The organism is Kitasatospora sp. NPDC059146 (genome assembly GCF_042786665.1).
Lineage (GTDB): Bacteria > Actinomycetota > Actinomycetes > Streptomycetales > Streptomycetaceae > Kitasatospora.
In genome coordinates this window covers 1210-16077 of the sequence record NZ_JBHZCY010000015.1, presented here as the reverse complement: position 1 = coordinate 16077, position 14868 = coordinate 1210, and the positions used below count along the sequence as shown (strand labels likewise).

16 protein-coding genes are annotated in these 14868 nt (G+C 74.4%); 14 read left to right on the top strand and 2 right to left on the bottom strand.

Translation table 11 applies throughout. From position 1 onward, the window contains the following. Nucleotides 1-21: 21 nt before the first annotated feature. A complete protein-coding gene (locus tag ACFXPX_RS09360; protein ID WP_380522905.1) occupies nt 22-267 on the top strand; it encodes an antitoxin in 246 nt (81 codons plus the stop codon). A 3-nt stretch (nt 268-270) separates the two neighbouring features. On the opposite strand, the gene ACFXPX_RS09355 is transcribed toward ACFXPX_RS09360, so the two are convergent. Continuing rightward, the gene (locus ACFXPX_RS09355) at nt 271-540 is read right to left on the bottom strand and encodes a DUF6247 family protein (protein ID WP_380405455.1); all 270 of its coding nucleotides are present in this window, start codon (nt 538-540) and stop codon (nt 271-273) included. Between the two features lie 109 nt (nt 541-649). Here ACFXPX_RS09355 and ACFXPX_RS09350 point away from each other — a divergent pair, with 109 nt between their 5' ends. The 7 genes from ACFXPX_RS09350 (at nt 650) to ACFXPX_RS09320 (ending at nt 8878) form a co-directional block, all read left to right on the top strand. Continuing rightward, on the top strand, nt 650-1978 hold the full coding sequence (locus tag ACFXPX_RS09350; RefSeq protein WP_380640364.1) for an SUKH-4 family immunity protein: 1329 nt from the start codon (nt 650-652) through the stop codon (nt 1976-1978). A 169-nt stretch (nt 1979-2147) separates the two neighbouring features. Next, a complete protein-coding gene (locus ACFXPX_RS09345) occupies nt 2148-3002 on the top strand; it encodes a glycerophosphodiester phosphodiesterase (protein ID WP_380640363.1) in 855 nt (284 codons plus the stop codon). A gap of 151 nt (nt 3003-3153) precedes the next feature. Further along, entirely contained in the window at nt 3154-4116 is a 963-nt protein-coding gene (locus ACFXPX_RS09340; protein WP_375881728.1) for a Ppx/GppA family phosphatase, read from the top strand. A gap of 489 nt (nt 4117-4605) precedes the next feature. Then, nucleotides 4606-5409 carry a sugar phosphate isomerase/epimerase family protein gene (locus tag ACFXPX_RS09335; RefSeq protein WP_375882328.1) on the top strand — a complete coding sequence of 268 codons (804 nt, stop codon included), beginning with the start codon at nt 4606-4608 and terminating at the stop codon, nt 5407-5409. 45 nt (nt 5410-5454) lie between these two features. Continuing rightward, nucleotides 5455-6225, top strand: a complete 771-nt coding sequence (locus ACFXPX_RS09330; protein WP_375881731.1) for a class I SAM-dependent methyltransferase — start codon at nt 5455-5457, stop codon at nt 6223-6225. 216 nt (nt 6226-6441) lie between these two features. Continuing rightward, entirely contained in the window at nt 6442-8286 is a 1845-nt protein-coding gene (gene ilvD, locus ACFXPX_RS09325) for a dihydroxy-acid dehydratase (protein WP_380522901.1), read from the top strand. 79 nt (nt 8287-8365) lie between these two features. Then, complete coding sequence (locus tag ACFXPX_RS09320; protein WP_380522900.1) at nt 8366-8878, top strand: hypothetical protein; 513 nt, start codon at nt 8366-8368, stop codon at nt 8876-8878. A gap of 44 nt (nt 8879-8922) precedes the next feature. Here ACFXPX_RS09320 and ACFXPX_RS09315 read toward each other — a convergent pair whose 3' ends face one another. Then, nucleotides 8923-9372, bottom strand: coding sequence for a hypothetical protein (locus tag ACFXPX_RS09315; protein WP_375881738.1), 450 nt, complete (start codon nt 9370-9372; stop codon nt 8923-8925). Between the two features lie 208 nt (nt 9373-9580). Here ACFXPX_RS09315 and proC point away from each other — a divergent pair, with 208 nt between their 5' ends. From proC to ACFXPX_RS09285, 6 genes are all read left to right on the top strand, one after another. Beyond that, nucleotides 9581-10408, top strand: coding sequence for a pyrroline-5-carboxylate reductase (proC, locus tag ACFXPX_RS09310; RefSeq protein ID WP_375881741.1), 828 nt, complete (start codon nt 9581-9583; stop codon nt 10406-10408). 85 nt (nt 10409-10493) lie between these two features. Further along, a complete protein-coding gene (locus tag ACFXPX_RS09305) occupies nt 10494-11696 on the top strand; it encodes an MFS transporter (protein ID WP_380640361.1) in 1203 nt (400 codons plus the stop codon). Between the two features lie 49 nt (nt 11697-11745). Next, on the top strand, nt 11746-12942 hold the full coding sequence (locus tag ACFXPX_RS09300; protein WP_375881746.1) for an acetoin utilization protein AcuC: 1197 nt from the start codon (nt 11746-11748) through the stop codon (nt 12940-12942). A 225-nt stretch (nt 12943-13167) separates the two neighbouring features. Beyond that, nucleotides 13168-13377 (top strand): helix-turn-helix domain-containing protein, encoded by a 210-nt coding sequence (locus tag ACFXPX_RS09295; protein WP_045699258.1) that lies wholly within the window; start codon nt 13168-13170, stop codon nt 13375-13377. A gap of 190 nt (nt 13378-13567) precedes the next feature. Then, a complete protein-coding gene (locus ACFXPX_RS09290) occupies nt 13568-13666 on the top strand; it encodes a 30S ribosomal protein bS22 (RefSeq protein WP_003948845.1) in 99 nt (32 codons plus the stop codon). Between the two features lie 151 nt (nt 13667-13817). Next, nucleotides 13818-14868: NAD-dependent epimerase/dehydratase family protein (locus ACFXPX_RS09285; protein WP_380640359.1), on the top strand; the 1051-nt coding region annotated here is incomplete at its 3' end.

Sequence of the window (14868 nt, the reverse complement as noted above, 5' to 3'; positions counted from 1 at the left end):
CAGCAGCGCTACCTTCCAGGCATGACCGCCCTGACGATCCGGGACGTCCCGGAAGACCAGCTCCGGATCCTCGAAGTTCGTGCGGCCCGGGCCGGCAAGTCGCTCAACGCCTATGTCCTGGACCTCATCGCGCGCCAGACCTCCAAGCCCACGCTGGCGGAGACGGTGGCCCGACTGGATCGGGAGACCAGCGCCGGCGTCAGCACGGTGGACGTCCTGGCCGCGATCGACGAGGGGCGGGAGCGGTGCCCCGAGTCGCGGACCTGAGGCTCACGGCGCCCCGAGCCGGCGCAGGACCGTGGACGCAGGAGTGCCGGGAGCGGTGCCGGACCGGACGGCGGTGTGGATGCGGTCGCCCTCCGGGTCGCGGTAGAGCTGTGCGCGCAGCCACCAGCGGCGCAGGACGCCGTCGATCGTCTCCTCGTCTGCCTCGTCCATCTCCCGGTGGAACTCCTTCCGCTGTGCCGGGGGGAGGGCTGCGGCGACGGCGCCCTGGGTGCGGGCGACGGGCTGTCGGCCGTGCACGGGTGTGGTGTTCACCGTTCCTCCGGATGTCATGGTCGGGCGGGCGGGGTCCAGTGTCGTCCCCGGTGGCTGATCGGGGCTGGATGATGGTGGCGTTCGGATTCGGTTCGACGGGGGTGGACGCGTGATCGCTCGGGCGCAGGCGGTGGAGGCGGGGCACCGGTGGATCAACGGGGATCTGCCGCAGGGGGCCGGGGTGGCGCGGCGGGTGTGCGCGCATGAGTTCGAGCTGGGGTGGGTGGTCTGGGCGGAGCCGCCGCGGGTGGAGGTGGATCCGCGGACGGGGGAGCGCCGGGCGCCCGAGGAGGTCGGGGCCGCGTGTGCCGTGGTGGACCGGGAGAGCGGGCGGTTCACGGTCTGGCCGTCCGTGCCGGTGGACGAAGTGGTCGGGCTCTACCGGGACTTCGTCGGTGCGGGCGGCCACGACCCGACCCGGCCGCCGGCCACCGGCCGTGGTGCCCGGGCCGAACTGACGTACCGGGACGGCACCGGCGGCACCCGCACGTTGGCGCTGCGCTCGGCCGCCGGGCTGCCGCATCCGGCGCTGCGCGGCTGGTGGTGGCTGCGGGAGCGGGGCGTCGCGGCGGAGGACGTGCTGGCGGTGCGGACCGACCTGCGGATGGCGGCCCTGCCCGGCGGCTACTGGTCGTACGCGCTGGCGGCCGAACTGCCGCACGCCCGGCTGGACTTCGACCTGCCGTACGGCCCGCGCTTCGACCACCGGGCCGCCGCCGTACGGGAGTTGCCCGCCGGGACCGCCGGTCCGGACGCGTCGGACGCGTTGGACGGGCCGGACGGGCCGGGGCGCAACCGGGTGCCGTTCCCGCGGGCGGTGCCGCCGCTGCCGCCGGAGCCGGACGCCGCGCTGGCGCAGCGGCTGGCCGGGCGGTTCGGTCCGGCGGGCGTGCAGCGCTTCGACCCGGCGGAGGTGGTGCGCGCGGAGCTGCCCGGGGAGGCGGCGGCGCTGCTGCTGGCGGTCGGGCTGCCGAGGGCGGTGGACGGCTTCTTCGCGCTGCACCGCCCGGGTGCGGAGGCGATCGCGGACGGCTCCCGCCCGGGCACCGTGCTGCCCCCGCTCGCGCCGTACCTCGCCGCGCTCGGCCGCGGCACCCGGGCGGCCGAACGGGAGCGGACGGCGGCGGCCGGGCAGCTGGTGCTGGGGACGGACGGCTGGGCGCTGATCACCCTCGACCCGGCGGACGGCGCCGTCCGGGCGGTGGACCCGGACGACGCGACGGCCCGGCACTGCAACGCCGACCTGCGGGCCTTCGTCCGCTGCCTGGAACTGTTCGCCGGCTGGTGGCCGACCCTGCGCGGGCTGGACCCGGCCGCGGCGGGTACGGCGGTGGACGCCCTGCAGCGGGGGCTGGCGGAGCTGGACGGTACGGTCTACGGCGATCCGGAGAACTGGTGGGCCGTCATCGTGGAACAGTTGTGGGACGGCCTGCTCTGATCCGGCCGCGGGCCGTGGCGATCCGGCCGATCCCGGCGATCCCGGCGGACCGGGGAACCGGACGTCGGTGCGGGGCTGTCAGGAGGATCAGACGACCGCGCACCAGCCGACCCCGAGCGACCGACCCCGACCGACCGACCCCGAGCGACCGAAACCGGAGCACCGAGCCGTGACCGTCCCGCCCCGCGCCGCCCAGACGGCCGCCCTCGCCGCGCTCGCGGTCCTGGCCACCGGGTGCGCCTCCGCCGGTCCCGCGCTGCAGGCCCGCTCGGCCGCCGCGCCGCAGGTGTGCGCGTCCCCGGTGGTGATCGGGCACCGGGGTGCGCCGTTCAACGCGCCCGAGAACACCATGGCCTCCTTCGACACCGCGCTGAACCAGGGCGCGGACTGGCTGGAGACCGACGTGCAGACCACCCGGGACGGCGTCCCGGTGCTGATGCACGACCCGACCGTGGACCGCACCACCAACGGCAAGGGCGCCGTCGCGGACCTGACCGCCGCCCAGGTCGCCGCCCTGCGGGTGACCGTCGGCCCGGGCGGCGCCCAGCCCGTCCCGACCCTGGAGGAACTGCTGACGCGCCTCTCCACCAGCAGCGCCACGCTGCTGATGGAGATCAAGTGGCAGCGCCCCGAGGACGTCGCCCGGATCGCCCGGATCGCGGCCGGCAGCCGGGCGCACGTCGTGCTCTACTCCTTCTCGGTCGCCAACCTGCGCCAGGCCCACGCGGTGGCCCCCTCCCTGCCGGTGGTGCTGATCCAGAGCGGCGGGATCGCCGAGGACCCGGGGGACCTCAAGCTGGACGGCATCGCCCTGGACGCGGGCCTGGCCAGTGCCACCCGGATCGCGGCCGAGCGCAAGGCCGGGCGCGAGGTCTACGTCTGGACGCTGGACGACGCTGAGGCCTGGCAGCTGATGACCGCCCGGGACGCCGACGGCCTGATCACCGACACCCCGGGCCCGGCCCGCCGCTGGGTGGACGCCAACTGCCGCACCGAGCGCCGGTCCGGTCCGCGCGGCCACTGAGCGCGCGGCCACTGAGCGGGCGACCACTGAGCGCACGGTCGTCGGGCACCACCCACCGATCGCACCCGGAACGGTCGGGAACGACCTGGACCAGCGCGAATACGGTCGCAACCGATCTCCTCCACGGCCGGATCGCGTAGCGTGGAGAGTTATGCGACTCGGTGTACTCGACGTAGGTTCCAACACGGTCCACTTCCTCGTGGTGGACGCCCATCCGGGTGCCGCCCCGCTGGCCGCTTACTCGCACAAGGCCGAACTGCGCCTGGCCGAGCTGCTCGACGGCTCCGGCGCGATAAGCGAGGCCGGCGTCGACCGGCTGATCGGCCACATCGCCTCCTCGCTGCGGGTCGCCGAGGACAAGGGCGTGGTCGACATCCTGCCGTTCGCCACCTCGGCCGTCCGCGAGGCCGCCAACGGCGAGCAGGTGCTGCGCCGGGTCGCCGCCGAGACCGGGGTCGAACTCCGGGTGCTCTCCGGGCAGGACGAGGCCCGGCTCACCTTCCTGGCCGTCCGGCGCTGGTTCGGCTGGTCCTCGGGCCGGCTGCTCAACCTGGACATCGGCGGCGGCTCCCTGGAGATCGCCTGCGGCCTGGACGAGCAGCCGGACGTCGCCTGCTCGCTGCCGCTCGGCGCCGGGCGGCTGACCGCCCGCTGGCTGCCCGGGGACGTCGCCGACCCGGACGCGCTGCGCGAGTTGAGACGGCACGTCCGCGCCGAGATCGCCAACGTGGTCGGCGAGATCTCCCGGCTCGGGGCCCCGCAGCACGCCGTCGCCACCTCCAAGACCTTCAAGCAGCTGGCCCGGATGACCGGCGCCGCCCCCGCCGACGCCGGCCCGTACGCCGACCGCCGGCTCACCCGCAGCGGGCTCGCCGCCTGGCTGCCGCGGCTGTCCACGATGACCGTCGCCGAGCGCGCGCAGATCCCCGGGGTCTCCGAGGGCCGGGCCAAGCAGCTGCTGGCCGGGGCCCTGGTCGCGGACGCCGCGATGGACCTGTTCGGCCTGGACGAGCTGGACGTCTGTCCGTGGGCGCTGCGCGAGGGCATCATCCTGCGCGAGCTGGACGCGATGGACAGTCCCACCGACCAGCGCCGCCCCGCGCTCACCCAGTAGCGGGGGAGCGTGCCGGCGGTCACTCCGCCGGGCGTCCGCCCCCGTTCGGGGCGCGCTCCGCTTACGCTGTCTCCCGTGGTGCAACCAGCGGGCGAGGACGGAACGCAGGAGGGCCGCGCTCCCGGAGCGGACGGGCAGCCGCGGCCGGCCGGCCCGCGCGGCCGACTCGGCACGGCCGGGCTCGGCAAGGCGGTCAAGGGCGCCACCGCGGCACAGGCGGGCAAGGTGGCCAAGGTGGCCAAGGCCGCGAAGGTCGCCAAGAGCGCGAAGGCCGCCAAGGCGGCCAAGAGCGCCAAGGCAGCCAAGAGCGCCAAGGCCCCCGCCAAGGCCACCTCCGCCCCCGCCAAGAAGACCGCGGCGCGCAAGGCCGCCGGCGCCGCCAAGGCCGCCGTCCAGTCCGTCCGCTCGGTGAAGGCCGCCAAGCGCGACGCCGCCCGCCCGCCGCTGCTGCGCACCACCGACCGGCTGGTGCTGCCCCAGCACCCGACCCTGCACATCCCGGACACCAAGGTGGCGCTGTCCACCGCCTCGGTGTACCCGGCGAGCACCGCCGTCGCCTTCGAGCTGGCCGCCAAGCTCGGCTACGACGGGGTCGAGGTGATGGTCTGGAACGACCCGGTCAGCCAGGACCTGGAGGCGCTGCGCCGCCTCTCCGACGCCCACCAGCTGCCGATCCTGGCCGTGCACGCCCCCTGCCTGCTGATCACCCAGCGGGTCTGGACCACCGACCCGTGGACCAAGCTGGTCCGGGCCCGCGCGGCGGCCGAGAAGCTCGGCGCGAGCGCCGTCGTGGTGCACCCGCCGTTCCGCTGGCAGCGGCAGTACGCCCGCGAGTTCGTCGAGGGCATCAACCGGATGGCGGGCGAGACCGACGTCCGCTTCGCCGTCGAGAACATGTACCCGTGGCGCTACCGCGACCGCGAGGTGCTGGCGTACGCCCCCGGCTGGGACGTCACCGACGAGGAGTACCGGCACTTCACCATCGACCTCTCGCACGTGGCCACCTCCCGGATCGACGCCTTCGAGATGGTCGAGCGGATGGGCGACCGGCTCGCCCATGTCCACCTGGCCGACGGCAGCGGCTCCGGCAAGGACGAGCACCTGATCCCCGGCCGGGGCAAGCAGCCCTGCGCCGAACTGCTGGAGCACCTCGCCCGCACCGGCTTCGACGGCCACGTGGTGCTGGAGGTCAACACCCGCCGCTCCGCGTCCCCCGCCGAACGCGAGGCCGACCTGGCCGAGGCCCTGGCCTTCACCCGCTTGCACCTCGCCACCCCCTCGCGCGTACGCTGATCGCCCGGCCCGATCGGGCGTGAACTGCCGTACGCAGGGGGAAATGTGACGGACTACCAGAACTACCGGGAACTCGCCGTGAGCTTCGGCGCGGTCGCCGCCGAGTACGACCGGGGGCGCCCCGGCTACCCGGACGAGCTGTTCGACGCGGTGGAGCGGCTCTGGGGCCGCGGCCTCAAGGGCGCCCGGGTCCTGGACGTCGGCGCCGGGACGGGCATCGCGACCCGACTGCTGGCCGCCCGGGGCGCCGAGGTCGTCGCGGTCGAGCCCAGCGACGGCATGGCCGCCCAGTTCCTGGCCTCCTCGCCCGCCCTGCCGCTGGTCCGCGGCACCGGCGACGACCTGCCCTTCCACGACGCCTCCGCCGACCTGATCACCTACGCCCAGGCCTTCCACTGGACCCGCCCCGAGCGCTCCGTCCCGGAGGCGGTCCGGGTGCTGCGGCCGGGCGGCGCCGTCGCCACCTGGTGGAACGTGCACGACGAGACCGTGCCGTGGGTCCGGGCCCGGGCCGAGCGGATGGCCGCCGCGCTGCCCGACCGCTACCGCGGCTACGGCGGGATCAGCGGCCACACCCGGCACTTCGCCCCGGCCGGCCTGGTGGTCGAGCGGACGGTGCTGCACTGGGAGCGGCAGGTCACCGTCGAGCACGTGCTCACCGACCTGACCTCCCGCTCCTACCTGGCCTCGCTCAGCCCCGAGGAGCGCGCCCCGGTGCTGGCCGCCGAGCGGGCGGCGATGGCCGTCGAGTTCCCGGACGGCCTGGTCGCAGAACCGTTCAGCCTGGACCTCACCGTGGCCGTCAAGCCGGCCTGACCGCAGGCCGTCCGCACGCCGTCCGCAGGCCGCCCGTCCCGCCGCCCGGGGCCGCCCGTCCGCCGCAGGCCCCCGCACGCACCCCGCCCCGGCTGCCCGCATCGCGGACGCGCCGTCCGCCGGCCGGACGGCGGGCGTAGGCTCGTAAGCCACAACGGCCCCCGCACCCTGATCACCGGCGGGGCGCCGGCGAGAGCCCCGAAGGAGTGGAGCACAGTGCCCGAGCTGAGGTCCCGTACGGTCACCCACGGTCGCAACATGGCAGGCGCCCGGGCGCTTCTCCGGGCCGCCGGCGTAGCCCGCGAGGACTTCGGCAAGCCGATCATCGCGGTCGCCAACTCCTTCACCGAGTTCGTCCCCGGCCACACCCACCTCCAGCCGGTCGGCCGGATCGTCTCCGAGGCGATCAAGGAGGCCGGGGGCATCCCGCGCGAGTTCAACACCATCGCCGTCGACGACGGCATCGCGATGGGCCACAGCGGCATGCTCTACTCGCTGCCCTCGCGCGACCTGATCGCCGACTCGGTCGAGTACATGGTCAACGCGCACTGCGCCGACGCGCTGATCTGCATCTCCAACTGCGACAAGATCACCCCCGGCATGCTGATGGCCGCGCTGCGCCTCAACATCCCGACCGTGTTCGTCTCCGGCGGTCCGATGGAGGCCGGCAAGGCCACCCTGGTCGACGGCACCGTGCGCAAGCTGGACCTGATCGACGCGATCTCCCAGGCGGTCAACGAGAACGTCTCCGACGAGGACATCGCGATCATCGAGGAGAACGCCTGCCCGACCTGCGGGTCCTGCTCGGGCATGTTCACCGCCAACTCGATGAACTGCCTCACCGAGGCGATCGGCCTCTCGCTGCCCGGCAACGGCTCGGTGCTCGCCACCCACACCGCCCGCCGGGCGCTGTACGAGCGGGCCGGGCGCACGGTCGTCGAGATCACCAACCGCCACTACGGCCAGGACGACGCCTCGGTGCTGCCGCGCGCGATCGCGAGCCGCGCCGCCTTCGAGAACGCCATGGCCCTCGACATCGCCATGGGCGGCTCGACCAACACCATCCTGCACCTGCTCGCCGCCGCCCAGGAGGCCGAGCTGGACTTCGACATGCGGGCCATCGACGCGGTCTCCCGCAGGGTGCCCTGCCTGTCCAAGGTCGCGCCCAACGGCTCGTACTACATGGAGGACGTGCACCGGGCCGGCGGCATCCCGGCCATCCTCGGCGAGCTGTACCGGGGCGGGCTGCTCAACGAGGACGTCCACACCGTGCACTCCGACTCGCTCGCCGAGTGGCTCAAGACCTGGGACGTGCGCGGCGGTTCGCCCTCCGCCGAGGCCGTCGAGCTGTGGCACGCCGCACCCGGCTGCAAGCGCTCCGCCGAGGCCTTCTCGCAGTCCGAGCGCTGGGAGTCGCTGGACACCGACGCCGCCGGCGGCTGCATCCGCAGCGTCGAGCACGCCTACTCGGTCGAGGGCGGCCTCGCCGTGCTGTACGGCAACCTCGCCGAGGACGGCTGCATCGTGAAGACGGCCGGCGTCGACGAGTCGATCTGGACGTTCAGCGGCCCGGCGGTGGTCTGCGAGTCCCAGGAGGCTGCGGTCGAGGCGATCCTCGCCAAGCGGATCAAGGAGGGCGACGTCGTCGTCATCCGCTACGAGGGCCCCAAGGGCGGCCCGGGCATGCAGGAGATGCTCTACCCGACCTCCTTCCTCAAGGGCCGCGGCCTGGGCAAGGCCTGCGCGCTGGTCACCGACGGCCGGTTCTCCGGCGGTACCTCGGGCCTGTCCATCGGCCACGCCTCCCCGGAGGCGGCCTCCGGCGGCATCATCGCGCTGGTCGAGGACGGCGACACCATCGCCATCGACATCCCGGCCCGGACGATCTCCCTGGAGGTCCCGGACGAGGTCCTCGCCGAGCGCCGTCGGGCGCTGGAGGCCGGGCACGGCTACCGGCCGCAGAACCGCGAGCGCCAGGTCAGCCAGGCGCTGCGGGCCTACGCGGCGATGGCCACCTCGGCCGACAAGGGCGCCGTCCGGGACGTCAGCAAGCTCGGCTGACCCCGCACACCCCGGAGGAGCCGTCCCGGCCGGGACGGCTCCTCCCTCGTTCCGCGGCGCCCGGGTGATAATCGACGACGTGAGCGAGCAGCCCCCCACCCCCGCCCCCAAGCCCGCCGGCGCCCCCGAGCCGGAGCCGATCCGCTTCTTCGGCACCTCCTGGCTCCACCGGGACAACGGCTACTGGCTGCGCCGGGTCGGCGTCTCGGTCGGCGCCCTGGCCGCCACCGCCGCCGCCGCACTGGTGCTGCGCTTCGGCGTCGAGGGCATCGCCCTCTCCGAGAGCGGCGGCTTCCTGAACGGGCTGCTGACCGCCGCCATCGCGGTCTGCTCGCTGATGGCCGTCCGACGCACCTGGAAGGTCCTCACCGAGGGCAAGGAGCAGCTGACCGGCTGGATGGCCGAGGACAAGTCGCTCGGCGCCGTCTGGCTGATCGGCGGGGTCGGCAGCCTGGCCGCCTACTTCGCCCGCAGCCTGGTCGAGGCCCCCGGCGAGGCCGTCCGGCGGGACGCCCACCGGAAGGCCGTCGAGCAGTACGAGAAGCGCCAGGCCGGCCGCAGCGGCCGCCCCGGCGGCAAGCGCAAGCGCTGACCGCCGACCCGCCGCCCCTCCGCCCCGATCCTCGCCGCGGGTTCCTAACCCTTGCCGCGGGCCTGCTTCACCGAGCCCACCACCCCGGCGATCACCAGCAGCAGGCCGGCCGGCAGCAGCGAGATGAAGAAGGACCCGAACAGCCCGCTGTCGCCGAGGAAGTACTGCGCCAGGGTGTTCAGCACCAGCAGTCCGCCGGCCGCCGGGAGCGCCGACTGCCACGGGTGCGCGTCGGCCCAGCGGCGCAGCCGCCGGTCGGTGGTGTCGCGGCGCAGCTGACCGCCGACGGTGCCGACCAGGAAGAGGAAGAACAGGGCCCAGCCGGCCGGTCCGGCCAGCATGGCCAGTGACCAGTCCCCGGAGATCGCCTCGACCCCCAGGGCGGTCGCGCCCACCACCGCACCGACTCCCGCGGCCGTCCGCCACGGGCCCATCGTCGCCGAGGCGGCGGCGAGTTGCCGGTTCTCACGTCGGGACATTTCGTCGTGTGCCATGGCTCCACGGTGCGCCCGCCCGGGCCCGGAGGCCATAGGGGAAACCCCCGAGTTTTCTCCCTAGGGGCAAAGCCCGCGCCCGGACCCTTCCGGCGCTCCCGGGCCGTCCCCGCCCCTGCGGGGCCCCGCGGACCACGGACCGGACGGTCCGGACGGGCGCCGCCGGGCGGTGCGAGGATGGCCGCAGTACCGAGGCAAGGAGCGGACCATGGGCAGCAGCGCAGCACACGGACAGAAGATCGCCTTCCTGGGCACCGGCAAGATCGGCGAGGCCCTGCTCTCCGGCCTGCTGCGGGCCGGCACCGACCCGGCGGACGTCCTGGTGACCGCCCGCCGCCCCGAGCGCGCGGCCGAACTCGCCGACCGCTACGGCGTGGTGGCCGTCTCCAACGCCGAGGCCGCCAAGCTCGCCGACACCCTGATCCTCGCGGTCAAGCCGCAGGACATGGGCACCCTGCTGGAGGAGCTGGCCCCGCACATCAGCCCGGACCGGCTGGTGATCTCGGCGGCGGCCGGCGTCCCGACCGCCTGGTTCGAGGAGCGGCTCGCGGCCGGCACCCCGGTGGTCCGGGTGATGCCCAACACGCCGGTGCTGGTGGACGAGGGGATGAGCGTCATCTCCGGCGGCTCGCACGCCCGGGAGGAGCACCTGGCGCGCGCCGAGGGGATCTTCAGCTCGGTCGGCAAGGCGCTGCGGCTGCCGGAGGCCCAGCAGGACGCGGCCACCGCGCTGTCCGGCTCGGGCCCGGCCTACTTCTACTTCCTGGTCGAGGCGATGACCGACGCGGGCATCCTGCTCGGCCTGCCCCGGCAGGTGGCGCACGACCTGATCGTGCAGTCCGCGATCGGCGCCTCGGTGATGCTGCGCGACTCCGGCGAGCACCCGGTCAAGCTGCGCGAGGCGGTCACCTCCCCGGCCGGCACCACCATCGCGGCGATCCGCGAGCTGGAGAACCACGGGGTGCGGGCCGCGCTGCTCGGCGCCCTGGAGGCGGCCCGGGACCGCTCCCGGGAGCTGGCCTCCGGCGGGAAATGACCCCTGCGCGACCCCTCCCGCAAAGGCGGCGCACGCCCTACGCTCTCGGCCAACATCGTTCTACCGGCCAGTAGCGAGGTCCCGCATGAGCGTCGTCCCCCCTGTCCTCCCGCCCGGCCTGCGGGCCGGGCGGGCCGCGCTCGCCGTCAGCTTCCTGCTCCAGGGCACCACCTTCGCGCTGCTGGTCACCTGCATCCCGGAGATCCAGCACCGGTACGGGCTGAGCGACGGCCTGCTGCCGGTCTTCCTGGCCGCGGTGCCGATCCTGGCCGGGGCGGGCTCGATCCTCTCCGAGCAGCTGGTGAAGCGCACCGGCGCCCGGGCCGTGCTGCGGGTCGTCCAGCCGGCCGTCTGCCTCAGCCTGGCGGGCGCCGGGCTGGGGGACACGCTGTGGCAACTGGCCCTCGCGCTGGGCGCCTTCGGGCTGCTGGTGGGGGCGCTGGACGCCAGTATGAACATGCTCGGGGTCGGCCTCCAGCACCGCTACGGCCGCTCGATCATGATCGGCTTCCACGCGGCGTTCAGCCTCGGCGGGATCCTCGGCGCCGCGGTCGCCGGCCTCGGCTCGCACTACGACCTGGGACTGCCGGTGCTGTTCGGTACGGCCGCGGCGGTGGTCGCCCCGCTCGCGGTGCTGACCGGAACCCGCTTCGCCGGACCGGCCGAACTCGGCGACGCCGTCCGGGAGGCCGCCGAGGCCGCCGCCCGGACCATCCCCTGGCGCCCGCTGCTGCCGCTCTGCCTGGCGATGGCCTTCGCGTACATCGCGGACGCCTCGGTCTCCAACTACAGCGTCAAGTACCTCACCGACGGCCTGGGCAGCCGGGAGGACCTCGCCAAACTCTCCTACCTCGGCTACATGGTGGCGATGCTGCTCGGCCGGGTCCTGGGCGACCGCGCGGTGCAGCGCTTCGGCGCCGTCGCGGTGGTGCGCTCCGGCGCCGCGCTGGCCGCGCTGGGCTTCGGACTGGCCGCGCTGGCGCCCACCGCCTGGGCGGGCATCGCCGCGTTCACCGTGCTGGGCTTCGGCATCTGCGCGATCATCCCGCAGGTGTTCGCGGCCGGCGGCCGGCTCTTCCCGGCCGACTCGGACGCCGCCGTGGCCCGGCTCAACCTCTTCAACTACGTGGGCTTCCTGATCGGTTCACCACTGGTCGGGGCGATCGCGGACGCCGGCTCGTACCGCTGGGCGCTGCTCGCCCCGATGCTGCTGGTGCTCGCCGTGCTGCCGCTGGCCGAGCGCTTCGCCCCGGAACCCGCACGGCTGCCGGCCCCCGCCGCCGTCTGACGGTGGGGGCGGGCGGGGCCCGCCGCCCCCACCCACTACGGTGGAGGCCATGCCCGAAGCCGAGCGTGACTCCTCCTGCGGCCTGCACCTCTACTGGGACGAGGCCGTCACCGCCTACGACTTCGGCCCCGGCCACCCGATGGACCCGGCCCGGCTCGCGCTGACCATGCGCCTGGTCGAGGCCCTCGGACTCGCCACCGGGCCCGGGGTGACGGTGCGGTCCGCGCCGGCCGCCGGGGAGTCCACCCTGCAGCTGGTGCACACCAAGGAGTACGTCGAGGCGGTCAAGCACGCCGCCGCCCACCCCGAGCAGTCGGACCCCCGGCACGGGCTCGGCACCGACGACAACTGGTCGTTCCCGGCCGTCCACTCGGCCGCCGCGCTGATCGCCGGCCAGTCGGTCGCCGCCGCCGAGGCGGTCTGGCACGGCGAGACCCCGCACGCCGTCAACTTCGCCGGCGGACTGCACCACGCGATGCCCGGCAAGGCCTCCGGCTTCTGCGTCTACAACGACCCGGCCCTGGCGATCGCCCGGCTGCTCGAACTCGGCGCCGAACGGGTCGCCTACGTCGACGTGGACGTCCACCACGGCGACGGCGTCCAGGAGGCCTTCTGGAACGACCCGCGGGTGCTGACCGTCTCGCTGCACGAGCACCCGGCCACGCTCTTCCCGCAGACCGGCTGGCCCACCGAGACCGGCGGCCCGGACGCCCCCGGCTCCGCCGCCAACCTGCCGCTGCCCGCCGGCACCGGCGACGCCGGCTGGCTGCGCGCCTTCCACGCCCTGGTGCCCGAACTGCTCGCCGCCTTCCGGCCGCAGGTCCTGGTCACCCAGCACGGCGCGGACACCCACCTGGAGGACCCGCTGGCCCACCTCGCCGTCACGGTGGACGCCCAGCGGCTGATCGCCGAGGAGCTGCACGGGCTGGCCCACCGGCTCACCGGCGGCCGCTGGGTGGCCACCGGCGGGGGCGGCTACGCCGTGGTGGACGTCGTCCCGCGCAGTTGGACCCACCTGGTCGCCACCGCCGCCGGCCGGCCCGTCGACCCGGCCACCGAGACCCCCGAGTCCTGGCGCGCCGAGGTCTACCGCCGCACCCGCGGCCCGGCCCCGCTGCGGATGACCGACGGCGCCCGCCCGTCCTGGCGCGACTTCGACTCGGGTTACGATCCGGCCGACCGTCTCGATCAGGCCATCCTCGCGGCCCGCCGCGCGGTGTTCCCCCACCACGGTCTGCTGGCCTGAATCCGCCGTCCCGGCCGCGCGCCGGCGGGGCCGTGCGTACGCCCCCTGGGGCGAACCGCCGAGTGACTACGTACTGCAACGGTCCTATCTCTCACCGTACGAGGACTGCACTTCCCCTCTTCCCACTGGTACCACCCATAACTACTCTGGGGATACACGTGTGCCGGTGGAGTCACCGGAGGGGAAGCCGGTGCCTTGCACACGGGTAAGGGTCGGGTGATGGTCATGAGTTCCGTCGAGCGTCCCCTGCAGGAAGTCGTCTTCCTGACCGTGGCCGAGGTGGCCGCGGTCATGCGGGTGTCCAAGATGACGGTGTACCGGTTGGTGCACAGCGGAGAGCTGCCGGCGATCCGGGTCGGACGGTCCTTCCGGGTGCCCCAGCAGGCGGTGCACGAGTACCTCAAGGAGTCCTACGTGCGGCTCGAGAGCGCGTAGCACCAGGCCGGGCGGGGGCGGGTCCACAGCCGTGGATCCGTCCCCGTTCGCCCCGGATTTCCCGCGAGTTTCCCGCTTCAGGGGAGCGCGATTACGGCCCGGGCCACGCGGACGGTAGGCTAGGCCCTCACGTCAGTCGTATGGACTCCGTCTCTCACGGACGAGAGTCTCAGTGAGCGAGGGTTGTTCCGTGGGCTCTGTCATCAAGAAGCGTCGCAAGCGTATGGCCAAGAAGAAGCACCGCAAGCTTCTGAAGAGGACCCGCGTTCAGCGTCGCAACAAGAAGTAAGCGCCCCCGGCCGCGCTGAGCGCGCCCAGCGCTTCCACCGCCCGTCCCGGCCCTCGTGGCCCGGGGCGGGCGGTGTCGTTTCACGGCCCGGTGGGGCGGCGCGGTACGGTGCACGCAGGCCGCTCGGGTCGAGGGAATGGGGTGCAGCACCGTGGGTGTGGTCGTGCTCGTCACCGGCGTGGCACGCCATCTCGGTGCCCGCTTCGCCGCCGAGCTCCGTCGCCGCCCGGGGGTGGACCGGGTCGTCGGCGTGGACGTGCAGCCGCCGCGGCTGCCGCTCCGGGAGCCGGACGGACCGGCCGCCCCGTACACCTTCCACCAGCTCGACCTGCGCCGCCCCGCGGTCTCCCGGGTGATCGCCGAGCACCGGGTGGACACCGTGGTGCACCTGAGCGTCAGCGCCACCGGTCTGGGCTCCACCAACCGCTCCGCGGTGAAGGAGTCCAACGTCATCGGCACCATGCAGCTGCTCGGCGCCTGCCAGAAGGCGCCCGGGGTGCGCCGGCTGGTGGTGAAGTCCACCACCGGCGTCTACGGCTCCGCGCCCCGCGACCCGGCGGTGTTCAGCGAGCGGATCCAGCCGAAGGACCCGCCCGGCGGCGGCTTCGCCAAGGACGCGGCCGAGGTGGAGGGCTACGTCCGCGGCTTCGCCCGGCGCCGCCCGGACGTCGCGGTGACGGTGCTGCGCTTCGCCAACATCGTCGGTCCGGGCGCCGACACCCCGCTCAGCGAGTACTTCGCGCTGCCGGTGCTGCCGACGGTGCTCGGCTACGACCCCAGGCTGCAGTTCGTGCACGAGGACGACGCCGTCGCGGTGCTCTGCCGGGCCGCCGGCGAGCCCGAGCCCGGCACCGTCAACACCGGCACCTTCAACGTGGCGGGGGAGGGCGTGCTGCTGCTCTCCCAGTGCGCCCGCCGGCTCGGCCGCCCCACCCTGCCGCTGCTGCTGCCCGCGGTCAGCTGGATGGCCGTGCTGGCCCGGCAGACCCGGCTGGTCGACGTCTCGCCCGAACAGCTGCGGCTGCTCACCCACGGCCGGGTGGTGGACACCACCCGGCTGCGGGAGACCTTCGGCTACCGTCCGGCGTTCAGCACTCCGGAGGCCTTCGCCGACTTCGCCGCCGCCCGGGGCCCCGGCCTGCTGCCGCCGGAGCGGCTGGCCGCCGTCACCGACCGGCTGACCGCCCTGCTCGGCCCCGAAG

Bases quoted from the DNA above. Each gene is read 5' to 3' on its own strand.
- ACFXPX_RS09360 (WP_380522905.1), top strand. From the start codon at position 22: ATGACCGCCCTGACGATCCGGGACGTCCCGGAAGACCAGCTCCGGATC.
- ACFXPX_RS09305 (WP_380640361.1), top strand. From the start codon at position 10,494: ATGAGCGTCGTCCCCCCTGTCCTCCCGCCCGGCCTGCGGGCCGGGCGG.
- ACFXPX_RS09300 (WP_375881746.1), top strand. From the start codon at position 11,746: ATGCCCGAAGCCGAGCGTGACTCCTCCTGCGGCCTGCACCTCTACTGG.
- ACFXPX_RS09340 (WP_375881728.1), top strand. From the start codon at position 3,154: ATGCGACTCGGTGTACTCGACGTAGGTTCCAACACGGTCCACTTCCTC.
- ACFXPX_RS09295 (WP_045699258.1), top strand. From the start codon at position 13,168: ATGAGTTCCGTCGAGCGTCCCCTGCAGGAAGTCGTCTTCCTGACCGTG.
- ACFXPX_RS09315 (WP_375881738.1), bottom strand. From the start codon at position 9,372: ATGGCACACGACGAAATGTCCCGACGTGAGAACCGGCAACTCGCCGCC.
- proC (WP_375881741.1), top strand. From the start codon at position 9,581: ATGGGCAGCAGCGCAGCACACGGACAGAAGATCGCCTTCCTGGGCACC.